Raw genomic sequence first — 17,959 nt, 5'->3', positions numbered from 1 at the left:
ACTTAAACCTATCTCCAATCCAGTACCAGGACGTTGTGATGGACCCCGTAGCGATACCCAACCTAGATATTGGCAAGGTGTATGATTCGCGTTATGAAAACAGCGACTTTCATATCGAAAAGCTCGACAGCCTAGCGCTGTTCTTTGGTCGCAATATGCCCACTCATTATCATGACCGTTACTACCAAATTCACTTGATCTTACAAGGCACCACCCATGTGGTCCTCGACCAAGGCCACTACTCTTACTCTGGGCCCACGCTGTTTTTTACTCCCCCAACCGTGCCTCACTCTTTTGTCACTGACGATCACGCACACGGGTTTGTGATTACCGCCACGCAGCCCTTAGTCTGGCGTCTACTGGATATTGAAATTGGTCGCAGTGATGCTGCTTCTACCGCGATGCAGCCTTTCTGTACCCGCTTAGAGCACCCAGATACCTTGACTGCACTACTTGATAGGTTGCTGCTGGAGCAGAAAAACCAGCAGTTAATGGCGGATGTCGCCAGCCAAGCGCTGTTGCAGTTGGTATTGATAGAGGTGATGCGCAGCGCCGACACCCAACCCGCTTCTCTCCCGTTTCGCAGTGGTGATGTGACGCTATTCAATCACTTCAACCAGATGATAGAACAGCACTACAAGCAGCATTTAACCTTACCAGGCTATGCAGAAAAGCTCGGTGTGACCACCGCTAGACTTAACGATATATGCCGAAAAATCAGTGGATTATCATCAAAACGTTTAGTCGCTGAACGCGTGTTACAAGAAGCTCGACGACTGCTGCTACTTACCCCTATGCCCGTATCACAAGTCGCCTATGAACTCGGCTATCAAGATCCGGCTTACTTCGCGCGCTTTTTCAAAAAACAGCAAGGAGAGACCGCGTCTGACTTTCGCATCAATCAAAAAAGGGAGAGCGATTAATCGCTCTCCCTTGCCAGATGCTTTGCTGATGGACCCGCGACTAGTCGTCTAATCCACCCATCAACATGTACTTCATTTCTAGGTACTCATCCATACCATGGCGCGAGCCTTCACGGCCCAACCCCGACTCCTTAATGCCACCAAATGGCGCGGCGGCGGTAGAAATCAGCCCCTCGTTGATACCGACCATGCCGACCTCAAGCTTGTCGGCCACACGCCACGCCCGCCCGAGCGAACGCGTGTACAGATACCCCGCGAGACCCGATTCGGTATAGTTGGCGCGCGCCACGACCTCCTCTTCATCGGTAAAGCGAAACAGCGGTGCCACCGGGCCAAAGGTCTCTTCGCTGGCCACAAGCATATCATCGCTCATATCGGTGAGAACAAAAGGATGCACAAAGAGCTGGTCGCCTTGCGCCAGTTTACCGCACAAGGCGGTAGCGCCTTTGCTCAGGGCATCGTCAACGTGTTCTTGCACTTTTGATACCGCGCCCGCGTTGATCAGCGGACCTATGACTACGCCATCATCAAAGCCATCCCCCACTTTAAGGCTCGCCACTTTATCCGCCAGTTTGCGCGCAAACTGGTCATAGACCGCGTCGTGGACAAACAGGCGATTGGCGCACACACACGTTTGGCCCGCGTTGCGGAACTTGGCGATCATTGCCCCCTCGACGGCGGCGTCGATATCCGCGTCATCAAACACAATAAATGGCGCATTGCCGCCAAGTTCTAACGCCAGCTTTTTGATGGTCGTGGCCGACTGATTCATTAAAATCTTGCCGACTTGGGTTGAACCGGTAAACGACACTTTTCGCACTCGTTTATCCGCGGTAAACACAGCGCCAATCTCACGCGCATCACCAGTCACCACATTAAATAGCCCCGCCGGAAGGCCAGCATCTTCGGCCAGTTTTGCCAGTGCCAACGCGGTAAACGGGGTTTCTGGCGCGGGCTTTAGCACCATCGCACAGCCGGCCGCAAACGCTGGAGCGCACTTACGGGTGATCATCGCGGCTGGAAAGTTCCAAGGCGTGATCGCTGCAACCACACCAATCGGCTCTTTGGTGACAACAATTTTGCCATTACTACGATGGCTGGGAATGATTTCGCCATAAGCACGGCGCGCCTCTTCACTGTACCACTGCACAAAACTTGCCGCGTAAGTGATTTCACCTTGAGCCTCTGCAAAGGGTTTGCCTTGCTCGAGCGTCAAAATCGTTGCCAAGTCATCTCGATGTTCAATCATCAGCTCATACCAGCGGCGTAATAGCTCTGCTCGCTGGTCGGCGGTGGTCTGTTTCCACTGCTCAAACGCGGCGTGTGCGGCCGCCACACTCTGCTCGGCCTGAGTACGACCAAACACAGGGACCTCGCCGATGATTTGGCCCGTCGACGGGTTATTGATCGCTTGGGTTTCGCCATCCGCAGGCACCCATTGACCATTGATATAGCACTGCTGCTGAAACAAAGCAGGATAATTAAGCTGCATACATTACTCCGTCACTTCAAATACGACGTTCACTTGCCCGGTTCCCGAACTTGGGAAGTAGTCGGTCACGACCGTACTCTGACCTTGATACTGGTCCCAGCCTAGAGCGCCAAACAGCATCGCGGTATCGTGCATACCACCTTCGCCAGAACAGAGCGCCGCATAGTCGGGCAACATGTCTAAAAAGGTTTTGTAGTCGCGACTGCGCCAAAGATCAAGGACGCGCAAGTCAACTTGGCGGTTAAACTCTTTTGAGATAGTAAAGGTGCCATTATTCGCTTCATATTCATCGTTATCCCAAATTCGATGGGACAACGATCCCGACGCCAAAAGCATCACTCGACTATCACTCTGTTCAACCGCTTCACGAATCGCTTCTCCCAATAGGCGCGACGATTCAATACTGTGTACTGTACACCATGCCGCTACCGACACGACATTAAAATGGTTGTCTTGATTCATAAAACGCATTGGGACTAAGGTGCCGTACTCTAAGTCGAGCGATTCAACTTGGTGCGACAGGGTAAACACGCCCTTCTCGGTCGCTTTATCGGCGATCAAATCCCCGAGCGCTCGGTTGCCGCGGTATTGGTACTGCAAATTTTGGATAAAGTGCGGAAACTCGTGACTGGTGTAGTTACCGCTAAAACTGTCGTTGGCGTTGACGTGATAGCCGGCATTAACCAGCCAGTGGGTATCGAGGACAATAATAGTATCGACCGACATCTCTTTGGCCATTTTGGCGATCTCTTTGTGCCCGTCGATCGCCGCCTGGCGGCATCCATACAAACGCCCCGGCTGCTCAGACATGATCATGGTCGGCACATGCGTGATTTTTGCTGCGATACAGAGTTTACCCATGGTTAATTTCCTTATATTTCATCTATTGTCATGATTGCATCTGTTGCGCAATACATTGTTGTTTATCAATGCCGCGGTTGTGTTAACGAAACAGGGTCAGCGCCAACGCGGTGACGCCACTGACCGTGACCATTGCGGCTAATGTCGTTGGTAGCAATACGGCCGAGCAGAGTGTGCCCAATTGGTATTTCTGACCAATGACGGCATACACACCAAACATTGGCATGCTAGCTAAAATCACCGCCACCGCGCTCATAACGGGGTCGAGTTCGAACCAACCGACTAGGCATATCAGGACCATCAACGGATGCAGCACTAACTTGGCCAGCATCACTAAGCCGATCTCTTGCTTCATCCCACTTAGCTGAACACCGACCAAGCCACCACCAATTGCAAACAGCGCAACTCCGGTTACGGTGCTCGCCAATATGTCAATAATGCGAGCGGCCGTGTTGGGTGCTTGCCAGTTGAGCGCCGAGCAAAGCATGCCCAGCACAATGGCCATCACAATCGGGTTCTTAACCAGATTCGCGGCAGTTTGATATAAGGTTTTGGCTACACTGCCTGTTGATGCTTGGCTCGACATATCGGCAAGCGCCAACAGCAGCGGCAACATGATCAGGTTTTCTACCACTAAGGTCAGTGAAAAAGGCACCAAGGCCTGAGTTCCAAATAAGAAGTAGATGATAGGAAACCCAATCAACAAACTGTTGGAGAAACTCCCCCCCAACCCAAGCACCACTGCGTGAGAAAGTGTTCGCTTTAGTCCAACCAAGGCCACTAAGGCAACTAGGGCAAACGCAAGCAATGATCCTAAGGTGTAAGCGAGAACATAGTCGCTGTGCCAAATTTGATCTAAAGACTTACTGCTTAGCGCACTAAAAATGGCCGCGGGCAGCCCAAAGTTAAACACAAACGCGGCGAGGCTTTTTTGCCCATTTGGTGGAATAATCTGGCGTTTGAAAGCCACATACCCCACGCCGATGACAATAAACACCGGCAGGATTGTCATCACCACATAACTAAGCTGCTGCATGCCGAGCCACTAACCTTTCAAATTAAGACGCTTGCTGCGCCAGCTTTTGGTGAATGTTGTTCTTTTTGAAATTGAGCTGAGGGTGCAGCTCGGTCATTTCAAAACCGATACTGAGATAATGCTGGTCAAAGGCCTCGTTCAAACACGCACAATAAACATCAAACACCCGCTGGGCTGCCTGCTGTAACGTTTTGATATCGCGCCCAACGCCAACTTTTGCCGTAAGATGAATAAAGCGGTTTTCCGGGTCTTCATCGGCGACGAGATAATAATCACACTTGATTGCTCGAGTGCGGATCCCGCCTTTGGGGAACACCCCCGTATCGATGGCCTCGCGATGTATCGCCTGCATCAAGGCAGGGATATCGACGTCTGATTCAAGATTCGGCGAATACTCCAAAATAAAATGTGGCACGTGCGACTCCTTGCTGGGCACCGAGTCGGCGCCCTTGTGATTGATATCTTGGTATTTAACGCTCTAAGCTATTTGCCCAACGTGGGCACGGTGTGGAGATCATGCGCGATACACACGTTCTTGGTTTCCATGTAGAAATCAAAACTCCAATCACCGCCATCACGGCCAATTCCCGACATTTTCACCCCACCAAACGGCGACGGCAGGTTGCGGTTGTTCTCGGAGTTAACCCAAATCATTCCCGCTTCCACGTGAGTGGCCATACGCATCGCCCGACCGGTATTTGCCGTCCAGATATAGCCTGATAAGCCGTAATCCGTATCGTTAGCTATCTCAATCGCTTGCTGTTCAGTGTCGAAACTAATGCAGGTTAAAACCGGACCAAAAATCTCTTCACGCGCGATACGCATCGTGTTGTCCGCATCGGTAAACAGAGTGGGGGTTAGATAATTACCCGCGCCTTTTTCTGTCAGCTTGCGACCGCCGACCGCAATCGTTGCGCCATCCTGTTCCGCCGCGGTCATGTAGCTCATTACCTTGTTATAGTGTGACTGATGAACCAACGGGCCGACTTCAGTTTGAGGGTCAAGTGGATGCCCGACTTGCAACGCCTCAACCCGCTGTTTAAGCGCTTCAATGAATTTCGCTTTGATGCCGTTTTGAACCAATAATCGGCTCGAGCTGGTACAGCGCTGACCATTGAGGCTGTAAATCATAAACACGACGGCATCGAGCGCGCGGTCAAAGTCGGCGTCATCAAACACAATGACCGGATTTTTTCCCCCGAGCTCAAAATGGACACGTTTTAACGTTGGTGCGCCTTGCGCCTGAATCATCGAACCTGTGCTGGTTTCTCCGACAAAGGCGACCGCTTTGATCGCCTTATGCTCGGTGAGCGCTTTGCCAGCGACTTCACCCAAGCCGTTGACCATATTCCACACCCCTTTCGGTAGACCCGCTTCTTGCGCGCACTCGGCGAGGATCGCCGCGGTCAATGGACTAAACTCCGCCGGCTTATGCACCACAGTGCATCCAGCGGCCAGCGCTGGGGCAATCTTCCAGGTGGACAACATAAAAGGGGTATTCCACGGCGTGATCACGCCCACTGGGCCAATGGGTGTACGAAGGGTGTAGTTGGTATGGGTGTCTTGGTGCAGCGACAGGCCATTTTTCGCCTCAGGTGATTTATCGGCAAAAAAGCGGAAATTGGCTGCGCCACGTATCGCCGCTTGGCGCATAAAGCGCAGCGGCTGACCACAATCCATCGACTCGACGAGCGCGATCTCTTCTGCTCGTTGTTCAATCTTATCCGCGAGCTTGTGGAGAATTTTTTTCCGTTCGGCACCAGACATCGCCGCCCACTCACCAAAGGCATCCTGCGCCGCTAAGCACGCCGCATCGACGTCTTCGACACTGCCTTTTACGACCTTGCCTAATGAGGTGTTGTCGGTGGGGGTTAGGTTTTCAAACGTGTCGCCGTCGGTACCTAAAGTCCATTCACCGTTGATATAGTGGCCTAACGTATTGTCGCGAAAACGGGCTAAGTAACGTTGCGCGGTAGCCATGTTTTGTTCAAGCTGCTGAGTCATGTTATTTCCTTATTACTGGGCAGTGCGACGGGCGTAAAATTCGTCTTCCGACAACACCGGATTTTCTAAACTGCCAATGCTTTCAATCGTGCAACGCACCACATCACCTGGTTGAATATCTTTCAGGCCTTTAGGCGTTCCAGTGGCAATCAAATCACCTGGTTTCAAAGTCATAAAACTGCTGAGATATTCGATTAAAAACGGTACATCGAAAATCATGTCTGAGGTATTGCCTTGCTGGGTTAACTCTCCATTGACATGGGTGGTGAGTGCGAGATTGTTGATGTCTTCGATGTCATCACAATCGACGATCCACGGACCGATCGGGCAAAGGGAATCGCGACTTTTTACCCTAAGATTAGGGCGATAGTAGTTCTCGAGATAATCGCGAATCGCGTAGTCATTACAAATGGTGAAGCCTTGGATATAGTCCATCGCCTGCTCACGCTTGACGTTACGCGCCTCTTTGCCCACCACAGCAACCAACTCACATTCATAATGCATAAACTCAATATCATTTGGTCGGTACGAAGGCTGGCCATGGGCGGTTAAGGTATTGGCGCCTTTGAGAAACACTAGCGGCTCTTTTGGCGGCTCAAACGCCAGTTCAGAAGCGTGATCGGCATAATTGAGTCCCAAAGCGAACACAGTACCTGGCCGTTCTATCGGCGATAACCAAGTAAACTTACCAGCAGGAATCTTCTCACCTTCGGCCGTCAGCGCATTGCCACCATGGTCAATAACAACGGACAGCACATCCCCCAAATATTCAATACGTGCGCGTTTCATGCTGGCTCTCCTTGTACTTGGTCGTTTAACTCCAGTAACTCCCCTAATTGCGAACGAACCTTATCACCGGGGCCAACTGGCGAGCGCTCACCGGCAAAGCCAATCGCTATCACATCCCCTTTTTCAAGAGTCATTATGTGGGAGATACTTTCAATCAGTTGTGACGCTGAACGTTCCAGGCGTTTGAGTGGTAGCGATTGTGTCGCCACCTCGTTGACATAAGTGGTTAAGACGTGTTGGTCGAGCTGGCCGATATCAGACAGCATCACGGCTTCACTGAACGTGGCGGAGTTGTCTATACATTTGCCCTTAATATCAGGGCGATAGTAACTGGTTTCTGGTAACGAAAAATCGTGCAGCAGTGCCGCCCCTTCCACATAATCGAGCGCCGACGTCGCCGCCACGCGACAACAGGTTTTGCCGATCACCAGCACCACACTCGCGCCGACCACCAGCGACCCATTTTGTGGGTATGCGATAGGCTGGTGGTTCTCGTTCCAGGTGTTGTGGGGCTTAAAATAAAGCACGGGTTCGCTTGGCAGCGCTTGATACGGTGGCTGCTCAAAGGTCGCTTGCATGGCTTGCAATTGCTCGGCATCATTTAGCGCCACGCACACCACTTTTCCTTGTCGTTGTGTATTCATGTTTTGCTCTCTAGTTAATAACTCAGCGCGGTTAATAGACGTTGTCGACAAGTTGACTCGAACTCGCCATTGGCTGTTTGAGCGACTGAGCCAACGACTCCGCTCCCGCGCGTAATAACAGGGTGTCGACCCCAGCACCGATAAAGTTCACGCCGCGTGTGGCGTATTGCCGCGCTTGACTAGGATCTAGGCTAAGAATGCCCACCGCTTTACCGTGTGATTGAATCACTTCAATCGCGTGGTCAATGGCAGCCACCACCTCTGGATGACTCGGATTGCCAATGTGGCCCATCGATCCCGATAAGTCTGAAGGGCCAATAAAAATGCCATCGACGCCATCGACACTGGCGATCTGCTCTATGTTGTCGATCGCCTGTTTAGTTTCGACTTGCAGTAAGACGCAAACCTGCTCATTGGCTTGATGGAGATAGTTGGGGATACGATTCCACTGTGACGCGCGCGCCAGCGCTGCGCCAATACCGCGCTCACCCAGCGGTGGATAGTACGCGGCGTTCACCGCTTGCTCTGCCTGCTCGCGAGTGTTGATCATTGGCAGCAGTAAGGTTTGCGCACCAATATCCAATAAACGTTTAATTAAGGTTGAGTTGGCTTCTTCAGCGCGCACTATGGGCGAGGCAGAATGGGCGGCCAGCGCTTGCAAGTGAAGTTTGATACTCGTGAGATCAAACGACGCGTGCTCGCCATCGATCAATACCCAATCGAATCCCGCACTGCCACATATTTCCGCACAGCTGGTATCGGGTAAACCGAGCCACAAGCCCCACAACGTTTGCGATAGGCTTAGCTGCTGTTTAAAACCATTAATCGGTAACATAACCACTCCTAAACAAAGTTGACCGAGATACCACCAAGCGGACCAAAGTCGGCATGGATAGTGTCGCCCGCTTTTACAGCGACGGGTCGAGTAAACGACCCCGCCAGAATCACCTGTCCTGGTTCAAGGGAAACACCGTGTGGTGCGAAGCGTTTGCACACCCAGCAAATACCGTTGGCGGGATGACCGAGCACCCCAGCGGCTAAACCTGTCTCTTCTATTTGTCCGTTGAGATAGAGCATGGCTCCCGCCCAGCGTAAGTCGAACTCTGTGGGTTTAATCGGGCGCCCGCCTAAAATAATGCCGCCGTTGGCTGCGTTGTCAGCGATGGTGTCGAACACTTTGCGCGTGTAGCCACTCTTTGGGTCAGTGCGGTGGCAACGTGCTGCGATAAGTTCCAGCGCCGGAACCACGTAATCCGTGGCATTAAGCACATCAAAGATGGTGACATTGTCCCCTTCGAGCTTCTCTTTAAGAACAAACGCTAGCTCCACTTCAATACGTGGATCGAGAAAGTCATCGGCTTGAATTTGCGCACCATCGGCAAAAAACATCTCATCGAGTAGCACCCCGTAATCGGGCTGATCGATATTGACTGCCATCTGCATCGCACGCGACGTTAACCCTATTTTGTAACCTTTGACCTGAGCGCCTTCACGCACCTTACGCCCCACCCATTCGCTCTGGATTTGATACGCATCGTCCATCGTCATCTGTGGGTACTGAAGGGTTAAAGCAGCGATCTGCTCGCGCTGCTTTTCAGCGTAGTAGAGTCGCTCTGCCGCCTCTAGCAACTGCTCCTTTGTTAACATTCTCTCTTCCTTTTTCATCTCTACGACTGAGTACACAGGGTGGATTTCGCTCAGTGACGAAGGTGATTGCGATCCGCACTGACGAAGTTAATTAACATGTTAACTACTTTATTTAATATATTAACTATTGTCCAATCGACCAAGGGAATAGTAAAAAATCTTATAAATCAATTATTTAATTAGGAGAACAAAAATCAGTGTGAAAGTATTCGAAATGGCATTCACAAATTAAGTGATAAAGATCACTAAAACTGGCACCACTGAAGAGAAATCTGACAGTAAAACACCTTGTTTAACGATCAAAAGCGGCAATTTGTTTTCCAATAATTGATCTGTTTAACATATTAAGTATATTTGCCACACTTCATTAACAATCCAATTTGCAATCTCGCTCGGATAGTTAATATATTAAATAAAATGATTATGACTCACTCAGTGAGCACACCCACCTAACGTGAACGAAAAAGGACTAGCGTCATGCGAGTAAATAAAATCGCCACTCTGGCCACATCCGCTCTACTTTTACTGAGCTCAATGTCGGCCTATGCAGAACCCGAAAAAGTCATCAAAGTCAGCACTTGGGGCTCACCTAACCACGGCATCAATAAAGTGGTTTGGCCAACGTGGGGCCAATGGATTGAGGAAGCAACCGAAGGTCGTGTGACGTTAAAGGTCGAGTACGACCTCGCGCCTCCCCACACTCAAATCGACGTAGTCACAGATGGCATTGGTGATGTCACTTGGATTTTTCATGGCCACAAAGCAGGCCGCTTCAAATTGACTCAACTTCCCGAAATTCCAACCTTTGCTGAAGGAACCAGCTCAGAACTCATGTCGATGGCGTATTGGCGCACCTACGATAAATATCTGAAGAAAGGCAAAGAGCACCGCGGCGTCGAAGTAATGGGGCTGAGCGTGCATGGGCCGGGTCAGTTGATCACTAAGCAGCCTGTAAACCAGTTAAGCGATATCGAGGGCAAGAAAATTCGCGTTGGCGGTGGGGTAGTGTCAACCATGGCGAAAGATATGAAAGTCACTCCGGTTTTCATTCCTACCACTAAGGTGTACGAGTCTTTATCGCAAGGTGTGGTGGAAGGCGCTTACTTACCGTTTGAAGCGCTGAGTTCATTCCGCCTCGCCGAAGTGGCTGACAACACTCTGGTGGTGCCAGGTGGCCTGTATCGCGGTAGCTTCGCCATTATTATGAATCGCGACACCTTCGCCGACCTGTCGGAAAAAGATCAACAAGCGATCCGCTCCGTGTCGGGGGAAAAACTCTCACGTTTGTTTGGTCAGATGTGGGATAACGCCGACCAAAATGCGTATCAAGAGGCACTCGCGGGTGGGCATACTTTCACCCCAGCCAGCGCCGACATGATTTCTCAGTTGAAACTCGCCAGCGAACCTCTTGTTTCCGACTGGTATAAAGTCGCTGAAAAACGCAAAGTCAATGGCCCTGAAGCGTACCAGTACTTCAACCAACAACTCGCGCAAGGATTGTAATCCTATGACCGGTTTTAGTTTCGCTAAAGCCATTGAGCGAGGGCTCGGTTCCCTCGCTGCTTTGAGCTTATTCCTGATGATGGTCATCACCTTTGTTGATGTGACGGCGCGAAACCTGTTCAACGCTCCCGTGCTTGGCTCAACCGAAATGGTTGAAGTACTGCTCGCGATCATGGTGTTTATGGCGTTTCCTCTCGTCTCATGGCAAGAAGAAAACATCTGTGTCGACCTGTTGGACAACTATTTCCCCAGTCAGTGGGTAAGTCTGCGCCAAGTCATCATTAATCTAATCTGTGCGTGTTCGTTAATTTTGGTCGCCGCCACCAATTGGAAGTTGGCCAGCCGCTCACTTGAGTACGAAGAGGTCACAGAAATTCTCGAACTGCCCCTTGGCTATGTCACTTACCTTATTTCAGTGACAGGGTTTATTGGCGGGGCACTCACACTGTTTAACACGGGCTACTACAGCAAAAAAATGTTGAGTGGCAAACCGAATAAGTCAGACATCTCGATGTCGGGCAAGGAGGCCTAAATGATTGAGTCAATAATCGGCTTTGCGGTTCTAATTGCTTTGATTTTGCTTCGTTTGCCTTTGGCCTTTGCGATGGGTGTGATCGGTTTTATCGGCTTTTGGTACATCAATGATTACAACTGGACCGCCGCGATGTCGATGGCGGCGAGACGCATTATCGATACCGGACAAGATTACGGCTTATCGGTGATCCCGCTCTTCATATTAATGGGAAACTTTGTCACCAAAGCGGGCATTTCAAACGAGCTCTATCGCGCGTGTAATGCCTTTGTCGGACATCGCCGTGGCGGCTTGTCCATGTCGACCATTTTAGCGTGCGGGGGCTTCTCGGCCATTTGTGGCTCTAGCTTAGCGACCTCTGCGACTATGTCGAAAGTCGCGATGCCGCCGATGCGCAAATATGGCTATTCGGATGGCCTCGCCTCCGCCTCCATCGCGGCTGGCGGCACCCTTGGCATCTTGATTCCCCCGAGTGTCATGCTGGTGATTTACGGCCTGTTAACGGAAACCAGTATTCGTGAGCTGTTTGCCGCCGGTTTTTTACCCGGCTTACTCGGTATCGGACTCTATTTGGCCGCCGTGCAATGGGTAGTGGCACGTAAACCGGACAGCGCGCCTCCTGGAGAACGCGTCAGTTGGAAGGGGAGATTCATCGCACTCAAAGGGATTTTTTCGACGTTATTGTTGTTTGTCATCGTCATGGGCGGCATCTATATCGGTGCATTCACTCCAACGGAAGCGGCAGGTATCGGTGCGTGTGGTGCGTTTGTCCTTGCAGCGCTGCGCGGAAAGCTCAATTACTCTGTCGTGCGTGAAATTCTCATCGACACCGCCAAAACCTCGGCATCCTTGTTCGCCGTGGTGATCTCCGCTTTAATTCTGTCTAACTTTGTCAACCGTGCCGGACTGCCCACTGCGCTGGTCGAGTTGATTCAGACCGCCAATGTCACGCCGATGATGGCACTCGGCATCATTCTCCTGATCTACATTATTCTCGGTTGTGTATTCGAGAGTATGTCGATGATGCTGTTGACCGTGCCGATCTTTTTCCCAGTGATCGTTGAGCTCGGTTTTGATCCCATTTGGTTCGGCATCATAGTCGTGGTAGTGACCGAAATCAGCCTGATCACTCCGCCCGTTGGGCTGAATGTGTTTGTGTTATCAGGGCTGATTAAAGACATTAACACTGGAACGATTTTTAGAGGCGTACTGCCATTTTGGGTGGCAGATATGGTGCGACTGGCGCTGATTGTAATGATACCCGCTATCGCGCTGTATCTACCCACCATGCTTTATTAACGTTAATAAGCTCTTTCTGCATGAAAGAGCTTTGTTTTACCGTTTACTCGCAGATAATAGCCACAACAGCTAGACCCAAACCGCGCTTTGTAATAGCTTATCGAACACGAATAAGTCGCAAAAACCGCACCGTTGGCTAAACGAATATAAATAAAGGTTAATTAAGTGACAAAATACGAAAATTCTTTACCCCTTCAACTCATCAAAGCACGTGATATCGCGATGCACTTCTTTCGCCCGGTTTTGGCCGACAACGACCTAACCGAACAGCAATGGCGAGTGTTAAGAGTGCTCGATACCAAAGGCTCTATCGATTTCTCCACGCTATCCAAAGAGACGTGTATTCTCAGCCCGAGCTTAACTGGCATCATTGGTCGTCTCGAGAAACAGGGTTACGTCACTAAGCAAAAGTCGCCGCAAGACGGCCGTCAATTCTATATTCACCTGACCGATAAAGCCTTAACCTTAGTCGAGCAGCTGCGTCCACAAATTGAGCAGCAGTATGTGGCGCTCAAAGAAGCGTTAGGCGAGAGCAAGTACCAGCAATTGTCTGATTTGCTCAATGAGCTGATTGCTATTCAACCTAGATAAATCAACACCCACGCTCGCGTGGGTGTTAGCTTTTTATGTGCTGAGCAATTAAGCGACTTGGGCAACCACAGCTTGCGCGGGCACCGTCTTAAACTCACGGTCGAAGTAAATCAGGCCATCTTTGTCGTTGCTGCGAATGGCATCCAATTCAACGAAGAACACGGTATGAGTGCCGACCTCTTGGCTAGAGGTAATTTTGCCCTCCAGATTGGCTAGCGCACCGTGCAGCACTGGCACCTGTGCTGCGTTTGTTTGCCAACCTTCGAGGGCAAAACGCTCTTCCATAGCAAGGCCCGTCATACCCGCAAAGTGCATTGACATCTCTTGATGTTCACTGGCACACACATTGATGCAGACATGGCCGTTTTGCTTGAAAATGGCATTCGACGCACTATTGCGATTGACACACACTAATACCGTGGCCGGTGTGTCGCTCACCGAGCAAACCGCGGTTGCGGTAATGCCCACCGTCCCGGCTTCACCGCCTGTCGTGACGATATTAACCGCAGCAGCGAGCTTTGACATTGCATCGCGAAAATCCTTTTGTAGAGACATAATCATTCCTTAAGGTGTTGAGTTCTGACTTTTGGTTATATTTATGCTGGCGTTTACCGAACAGCTGCGATAATAATGCAAAAAAGCCCCAGAGGAGTGAATAGACACTTGTGGTAATCACTTGTACTTTTCGCAGTATTTGAGAGTGGAACGGATGACAAGAAAAGAGAAACTATTTCAAGCCGTTTTGGGCTCATTGTTTATGGCGCTCATGATGTCGGGCGTTATATCTCTGAGCAAAAGTGGCTTGAACGTCGAATGGTTGGAGGCATGGGCTAATGCTTTCGTCGTTGCCTGGCCAGTAGCGTTTGTGCTCAACGTAACCATTATGCCGCAAGTGCGCCGTTTCGCCACTTGGCTAGCGAACCTCAGTTGATTGAATCTAAGCTATCAAACATCAACGTGCGTACGTTACACCTGGGCCTTAGCCCGCCGAGCTTTTGTCTTCATGATGCCATCTTGTCTGCTCAGCGAGTTTTTAATACCGTGTCGACGAAATAGTCGTAACTGACAGAACACTTAATCATCGCGCTCAACACTTTGATACTTTTCTAACAGTGCGTCACGCCGTAAATCGAGAATTTCTTCAATAAACTTCTCTTTGACTGAGAAACCAAAATGATGGGCATAGTTGTTGACTTTATCTACCTCACTTTTGCTCAATTTATAAACTTGTTTTTTCAATAGTTGCTGCGCTTCTCTTTTTATAAGCCCTTGTTTTTGCATTAAACAGATGATTTTTTGATCTTTGGGAGCAATTTTCCTAGTCATACACTGACGTACTTTAACGGTTTGAATAAGCCACTTTAGAGGCGAGTACTCTATCGTTTAGGTATGACAGTTATATTGCTATCAAAGCCGAGAAGATGGATTTATTGAGGGCTGTTTTTGTGGAAGATAGGCTTACCTAGATGCAGGACAGACGCTCTGCAATCAGCACTCACTTTCTTCAATGCGTACGGTGCATTCACATCCTTCGGCCGGACAAACACCTCCCTCTCGGCCGCCAAACGAGTCATACAGCACATAGCACCCCGCTGGAGGCGTGACAATATTGGCACTGTTTAAATCGCTTTCGCTAAAATCGTGTTGATAACCCACTACGGTATGACGATTGCCCACCGCCGCGGTAAGATTGTCATTGGTGGCGAGCGCAAGAAAATCTAACATGTTTAACGCATCGCCAGACTCCCCTTCACTTTCGGGGCACAATGTGGCCCAGTCGACTTCAACCGAACCAATACCAAAATCAATCACGTAGTTGGCTTGATCGGTTCCGCCAGGGTTTTCTGTACTTGGGGTAAGGCCTTTGATTGCCGCCTTCGCTTGAACTTGTACAATCGCTCCATCCATTGCGCTAGCAATACCATCGAGCGTTGCCACCTTGGCAGAGCTTTGAAGATTCAGGAATCTTGGCGCGGCGACCACCGCTAAAATACCCAAAATAACGATCACCACAACCAACTCAATCAGAGTAAATCCATTTCTATTCATCGCGTTCAAACTCACCTACTACAACATCACGCCAACTTATTGAACGGCGAGTACTATAACGTCACTCGCATACAAAACCGCACATAATTAACTCATGCTGTGATCTTGATAGACAATTGCTGCTGGGTATCGAAATGTAGACCTCTGCGCCTGTCTATTAGCGCCACGACAGTCGCTGATGATGAATTATTGTTTTGCAGCGCTGGCTATTTCGGCCTCTATTGACAAAACTATATATAACAATCTTTCATTGGTTGTCTGTGACGACTCTACTTAGCGAAAACAACGCTTTTGTCGTCCACAAACACCACCTAACGACAGAGATAAATCACTGAGGACGCCATGCCTTCACATCAGAAGCTGATACAGGTCATTAATATACAGTCAGAGATTGCTCAGCTAGGACTGGATCTTGGCCGAATCATGCAGTTTGTCGTCGAACGTACCCTGTCGCTGGTCGACGCGGATGGCGCGGTGATCGAACTCGCCGAGCAACAAGACATGATCTACCGTGCCGCCTCCGGTATTACCGCAAAATCTCTAGGGTTGCGGCTTAAAATTGGCTCGAGCTTATCCGGTTTATGTATTCGGTCTGGAGAGGTTTTGACTTGTTTTGATGCCGAATCAGACCCTAGAGTCGACCAAGCGGCCTGCCGTAATATGGGCATTCGTTCGATGGTGGTGGTGCCACTGACGTTTCAAGGCACGACAATCGGCGTGCTAAAAGCCGCTTCTTCCCACGCCTACAAATTCGACCAGCAAGATATTTTCTTACTCGACAAGTTAGCTACTATGGTCGCCGCAATGATGTCACTGTGTGAGAAATACGACCGTGATGCGCTATTTATTAAAGCAACTCACGACGATATGACCGGGCTGGCAAACCGAGCCCTGTTTATGGAGCGCTTTCGAACCACTCTCGAACAGTGTCAAAAGTTTGCGCAAAAATCGGCGATTATCATTAGCGATTTAGATGGGTTAAAGACGATCAATGACAGTCAGGGGCACCTTGCTGGCGATGCGGCAATATGTGAGTTTGCCAACCGAGTACAGCAGCTTACCGATTGCTCCAGTACCACAGCTCGCTTAGGGGGCGACGAGTTTGGGGTCATTCTGACTCCCATCCACCACTCTGCAGAGGTACAAGATTTCGTCTGTGAGCTTGAGTCCGGCCTCGCGACACCGCTTGAGTTTGGCAACAAAACGATCCAGATCAGCGCCAGCACGGGGTATGCATTAATCCCTAAAGACGGCTCAGATATTGATCAACTCATTCATCTGGCCGATCAACGTATGTACTGCGCGAAACGGGCAAGAAAAGCTCATCACGCTGCCCGACACTGACCCTTTCGCCGTCATAAGAAAAGAGAAGGCGTAAGGCCTTCTCTGATTAAATTACTCGGAGGGGTTAATCGTGACAGGTTCAAAACTGGCTGTCGCGTTACCACCCGCACCTGGACGGTCGATGTAGCTGGTGTTTTGCATCAGCGTATAATAAACGTCGACATAATCATCATCATTGGTGAGCAAGCCATCGGGAATCACATCGATGATCTTACCTGTGATTTGGGCGATAATCGCATAGCCCTGCACTTCCGGATCTGGGATCATTTTTAAGATCTCTTCCGCCGCTTGTACTAATAATTTGGCCAACTCTTTGTAATCCGTGCCGTCATCTTGCTCCATCAAGATCATATCCACCGCTCCCCAGCGGTAACGAGGCCACAGAATTATCGTTTGCCCAGGATAATAGTCTTGTCCGTCATAATCTAGGTAAGGCATTTCAACTAAGTCGATTTGCGGCTCATCTCGGCTAGGGTCGACACCGGTAATGATCGCGTACACTTCCGCTTTGCCAGAAATCCACGGCTCTTGGTCGTCATTAAGACGGATCTTGGTCAGTTGTGTTGTGTTCAAGGGTTGTACATCCGCCGTCATCGCTGAGCGTTGCAAGCGGTGAGTTTTGGCTTTATGTACGGGTTCATCTGTTGTGAGTTGAGTCGCTTGGCCCAATCGCTGCATTTCCGACTGCATCGCTTGCAGCCCTGCACGCAGCTCCTCGGCACCGTTGCTGTCGACAACCAGTACCGGGACGTCGGGCATCTGATAGACATCGAGCTGATGCAATTGTCCGTACACGTCATACGCTTCCACATATTGCCAATTTGAGTCGTCGCCCGCTGGCTCAAAAGCAAACAAAGGACTTTCACCTTGCTTCCATTGATCAATCATCGAGGCGTCGGCAAGACGCAGCTCAATCAAAGCATCACTGAACTCCTGCAAACCTTTTATCGACCGATACTCTTGGTCAGCTTGCTGCAACTGACGACTAAACTTTGAGTAAGGTTGGGCCGCTTGGATTTCAGTGACGGACGCTGAGAGTTGATCTGGGTTTATCTGCTGTTTCAAGCTCGATTCTAAGCTCGCGTAGCGCTGACTAAACTGAAGCGCGAGCTGCTGTTTTTGTTGAGCGATCGTTTCCGCTCTAGACGCAGTGTCGAGAGACGTAAGATCACCTGAGGTTGCATTGGCCTGAAAGCCAACCACTGCCGTTGCAAGCATTAAGCTGATAGAAAAAGTCGGTCGCAT

At 50.1% G+C, this 17,959-nt stretch carries 20 protein-coding genes; 7 read left to right on the top strand and 13 right to left on the bottom strand.

Going from position 1 to position 17,959, the window contains the following annotated elements; translation table 11 throughout:
- The first annotated feature begins 38 nt into the window (after positions 1-38).
- Positions 39-923 carry a 4-hydroxyphenylacetate catabolism regulatory protein HpaA gene (gene hpaA, locus FCU94_RS17715; protein ID WP_176289793.1) on the top strand — a complete coding sequence of 295 codons (885 nt, stop codon included), beginning with the start codon at positions 39-41 and terminating at the stop codon, positions 921-923.
- A 40-nt stretch (positions 924-963) separates the two neighbouring features.
- On the opposite strand, the gene FCU94_RS17710 is transcribed toward hpaA, so the two are convergent.
- From FCU94_RS17710 to hpaH, 9 genes are all read right to left on the bottom strand, one after another.
- Entirely contained in the window at positions 964-2,415 is a 1,452-nt protein-coding gene (locus FCU94_RS17710; RefSeq protein ID WP_176289792.1) for an NAD-dependent succinate-semialdehyde dehydrogenase, read from the bottom strand.
- Positions 2,416-2,418: 3 nt separating this feature from the next.
- Positions 2,419-3,276: a 3,4-dihydroxyphenylacetate 2,3-dioxygenase gene (gene hpaD, locus FCU94_RS17705; protein WP_176289791.1), complete on the bottom strand. Its 858-nt coding sequence runs from the start codon at positions 3,274-3,276 to the stop codon at positions 2,419-2,421.
- Positions 3,277-3,358: 82 nt separating this feature from the next.
- Positions 3,359-4,312 (bottom strand): AEC family transporter, encoded by a 954-nt coding sequence (locus FCU94_RS17700; protein ID WP_176289790.1) that lies wholly within the window; start codon positions 4,310-4,312, stop codon positions 3,359-3,361.
- Positions 4,313-4,334: 22 nt separating this feature from the next.
- Positions 4,335-4,727 (bottom strand): 5-carboxymethyl-2-hydroxymuconate Delta-isomerase, encoded by a 393-nt coding sequence (locus FCU94_RS17695; protein WP_176289789.1) that lies wholly within the window; start codon positions 4,725-4,727, stop codon positions 4,335-4,337.
- A gap of 68 nt (positions 4,728-4,795) precedes the next feature.
- A complete protein-coding gene (gene hpaE / locus FCU94_RS17690) occupies positions 4,796-6,316 on the bottom strand; it encodes a 5-carboxymethyl-2-hydroxymuconate semialdehyde dehydrogenase (RefSeq protein WP_176289788.1) in 1,521 nt (506 codons plus the stop codon).
- Between the two features lie 12 nt (positions 6,317-6,328).
- Entirely contained in the window at positions 6,329-7,105 is a 777-nt protein-coding gene (locus tag FCU94_RS17685) for a fumarylacetoacetate hydrolase family protein (RefSeq protein ID WP_176289787.1), read from the bottom strand.
- Entirely contained in the window at positions 7,102-7,749 is a 648-nt protein-coding gene (locus FCU94_RS17680) for a fumarylacetoacetate hydrolase family protein (protein ID WP_176289786.1), read from the bottom strand. Before FCU94_RS17680 ends, FCU94_RS17685 begins: the two co-directional genes overlap by 4 nt.
- A 31-nt stretch (positions 7,750-7,780) precedes the next feature.
- Positions 7,781-8,584 (bottom strand): 4-hydroxy-2-oxoheptanedioate aldolase, encoded by an 804-nt coding sequence (gene hpaI / locus FCU94_RS17675; protein ID WP_176289785.1) that lies wholly within the window; start codon positions 8,582-8,584, stop codon positions 7,781-7,783.
- A gap of 8 nt (positions 8,585-8,592) precedes the next feature.
- A complete protein-coding gene (gene hpaH / locus FCU94_RS17670; protein ID WP_176289784.1) occupies positions 8,593-9,396 on the bottom strand; it encodes a 2-oxo-hept-4-ene-1,7-dioate hydratase in 804 nt (267 codons plus the stop codon).
- 477 nt (positions 9,397-9,873) lie between these two features.
- On the opposite strand from hpaH, the gene FCU94_RS17665 reads away from it, so the two are divergent.
- The 4 genes from FCU94_RS17665 to hpaR all read left to right on the top strand — a co-directional run bounded on the left by FCU94_RS17665 (position 9,874) and on the right by hpaR (position 13,321).
- Complete coding sequence (locus FCU94_RS17665) at positions 9,874-10,899, top strand: TRAP transporter substrate-binding protein (protein ID WP_176289783.1); 1,026 nt, start codon at positions 9,874-9,876, stop codon at positions 10,897-10,899.
- Between the two features lie 4 nt (positions 10,900-10,903).
- On the top strand, positions 10,904-11,431 hold the full coding sequence (locus FCU94_RS17660) for a TRAP transporter small permease (RefSeq protein ID WP_176289782.1): 528 nt from the start codon (positions 10,904-10,906) through the stop codon (positions 11,429-11,431).
- Positions 11,432-12,730 carry a TRAP transporter large permease gene (locus tag FCU94_RS17655; protein WP_176289781.1) on the top strand — a complete coding sequence of 433 codons (1,299 nt, stop codon included), beginning with the start codon at positions 11,432-11,434 and terminating at the stop codon, positions 12,728-12,730.
- A gap of 165 nt (positions 12,731-12,895) precedes the next feature.
- The gene (hpaR, locus tag FCU94_RS17650; RefSeq protein ID WP_176289780.1) at positions 12,896-13,321 is read left to right on the top strand and encodes a homoprotocatechuate degradation operon regulator HpaR; all 426 of its coding nucleotides are present in this window, start codon (positions 12,896-12,898) and stop codon (positions 13,319-13,321) included.
- A 48-nt stretch (positions 13,322-13,369) separates the two neighbouring features.
- Here hpaR and hpaC read toward each other — a convergent pair whose 3' ends face one another.
- Complete coding sequence (gene hpaC, locus FCU94_RS17645; RefSeq protein ID WP_176289779.1) at positions 13,370-13,876, bottom strand: 4-hydroxyphenylacetate 3-monooxygenase, reductase component; 507 nt, start codon at positions 13,874-13,876, stop codon at positions 13,370-13,372.
- 154 nt (positions 13,877-14,030) lie between these two features.
- Between hpaC and FCU94_RS17640 the strand changes: the two genes are divergently transcribed.
- Positions 14,031-14,252: a DUF2798 domain-containing protein gene (locus tag FCU94_RS17640; RefSeq protein ID WP_176289778.1), complete on the top strand. Its 222-nt coding sequence runs from the start codon at positions 14,031-14,033 to the stop codon at positions 14,250-14,252.
- Positions 14,253-14,395: 143 nt separating this feature from the next.
- Here FCU94_RS17640 and FCU94_RS17635 read toward each other — a convergent pair whose 3' ends face one another.
- Both FCU94_RS17635 and FCU94_RS17630 read right to left on the bottom strand, forming a co-directional pair.
- The gene (locus FCU94_RS17635) at positions 14,396-14,647 is read right to left on the bottom strand and encodes a hypothetical protein (protein WP_176289777.1); all 252 of its coding nucleotides are present in this window, start codon (positions 14,645-14,647) and stop codon (positions 14,396-14,398) included.
- Positions 14,648-14,809: 162 nt separating this feature from the next.
- Positions 14,810-15,370, bottom strand: coding sequence for a type II secretion system protein (locus FCU94_RS17630; RefSeq protein ID WP_176289776.1), 561 nt, complete (start codon positions 15,368-15,370; stop codon positions 14,810-14,812).
- Between the two features lie 342 nt (positions 15,371-15,712).
- Here FCU94_RS17630 and FCU94_RS17625 point away from each other — a divergent pair, with 342 nt between their 5' ends.
- Positions 15,713-16,714 (top strand): GGDEF domain-containing protein, encoded by a 1,002-nt coding sequence (locus tag FCU94_RS17625; protein ID WP_176289775.1) that lies wholly within the window; start codon positions 15,713-15,715, stop codon positions 16,712-16,714.
- Positions 16,715-16,765: 51 nt separating this feature from the next.
- Here the strand turns inward: FCU94_RS17625 and FCU94_RS17620 are convergent, their stop codons facing one another.
- Complete coding sequence (locus FCU94_RS17620; protein ID WP_176289774.1) at positions 16,766-17,959, bottom strand: DUF3103 domain-containing protein; 1,194 nt, start codon at positions 17,957-17,959, stop codon at positions 16,766-16,768.

This window comes from Vibrio sp. JPW-9-11-11, from assembly GCF_013369335.1.
GTDB lineage: Bacteria > Pseudomonadota > Gammaproteobacteria > Enterobacterales > Vibrionaceae > Vibrio.
Note: the sequence above shows the minus strand (reverse complement) of the source record. Positions and strands in the feature narration are given on the sequence as shown.

Excerpts from the sequence above, each read along its gene's own strand:
- hpaA (WP_176289793.1), top strand. The coding sequence starts at position 39 with ATGGACCCCGTAGCGATACCCAACCTAGATATTGGCAAGGTGTATGAT.
- FCU94_RS17710 (WP_176289792.1), bottom strand. The coding sequence starts at position 2,415 with ATGCAGCTTAATTATCCTGCTTTGTTTCAGCAGCAGTGCTATATCAAT.
- hpaD (WP_176289791.1), bottom strand. The coding sequence starts at position 3,276 with ATGGGTAAACTCTGTATCGCAGCAAAAATCACGCATGTGCCGACCATG.
- FCU94_RS17700 (WP_176289790.1), bottom strand. The coding sequence starts at position 4,312 with ATGCAGCAGCTTAGTTATGTGGTGATGACAATCCTGCCGGTGTTTATT.
- hpaE (WP_176289788.1), bottom strand. The coding sequence starts at position 6,316 with ATGACTCAGCAGCTTGAACAAAACATGGCTACCGCGCAACGTTACTTA.
- FCU94_RS17685 (WP_176289787.1), bottom strand. The coding sequence starts at position 7,105 with ATGAAACGCGCACGTATTGAATATTTGGGGGATGTGCTGTCCGTTGTT.
- FCU94_RS17680 (WP_176289786.1), bottom strand. The coding sequence starts at position 7,749 with ATGAATACACAACGACAAGGAAAAGTGGTGTGCGTGGCGCTAAATGAT.
- hpaI (WP_176289785.1), bottom strand. The coding sequence starts at position 8,584 with ATGTTACCGATTAATGGTTTTAAACAGCAGCTAAGCCTATCGCAAACG.
- hpaH (WP_176289784.1), bottom strand. The coding sequence starts at position 9,396 with ATGTTAACAAAGGAGCAGTTGCTAGAGGCGGCAGAGCGACTCTACTAC.
- FCU94_RS17665 (WP_176289783.1), top strand. The coding sequence starts at position 9,874 with ATGCGAGTAAATAAAATCGCCACTCTGGCCACATCCGCTCTACTTTTA.
- FCU94_RS17660 (WP_176289782.1), top strand. The coding sequence starts at position 10,904 with ATGACCGGTTTTAGTTTCGCTAAAGCCATTGAGCGAGGGCTCGGTTCC.
- FCU94_RS17655 (WP_176289781.1), top strand. The coding sequence starts at position 11,432 with ATGATTGAGTCAATAATCGGCTTTGCGGTTCTAATTGCTTTGATTTTG.
- hpaC (WP_176289779.1), bottom strand. The coding sequence starts at position 13,876 with ATGTCTCTACAAAAGGATTTTCGCGATGCAATGTCAAAGCTCGCTGCT.
- FCU94_RS17640 (WP_176289778.1), top strand. The coding sequence starts at position 14,031 with ATGACAAGAAAAGAGAAACTATTTCAAGCCGTTTTGGGCTCATTGTTT.
- FCU94_RS17635 (WP_176289777.1), bottom strand. The coding sequence starts at position 14,647 with ATGACTAGGAAAATTGCTCCCAAAGATCAAAAAATCATCTGTTTAATG.
- FCU94_RS17630 (WP_176289776.1), bottom strand. The coding sequence starts at position 15,370 with ATGAATAGAAATGGATTTACTCTGATTGAGTTGGTTGTGGTGATCGTT.
- FCU94_RS17625 (WP_176289775.1), top strand. The coding sequence starts at position 15,713 with ATGCCTTCACATCAGAAGCTGATACAGGTCATTAATATACAGTCAGAG.
- FCU94_RS17620 (WP_176289774.1), bottom strand. The coding sequence starts at position 17,959 with ATGCGACCGACTTTTTCTATCAGCTTAATGCTTGCAACGGCAGTGGTT.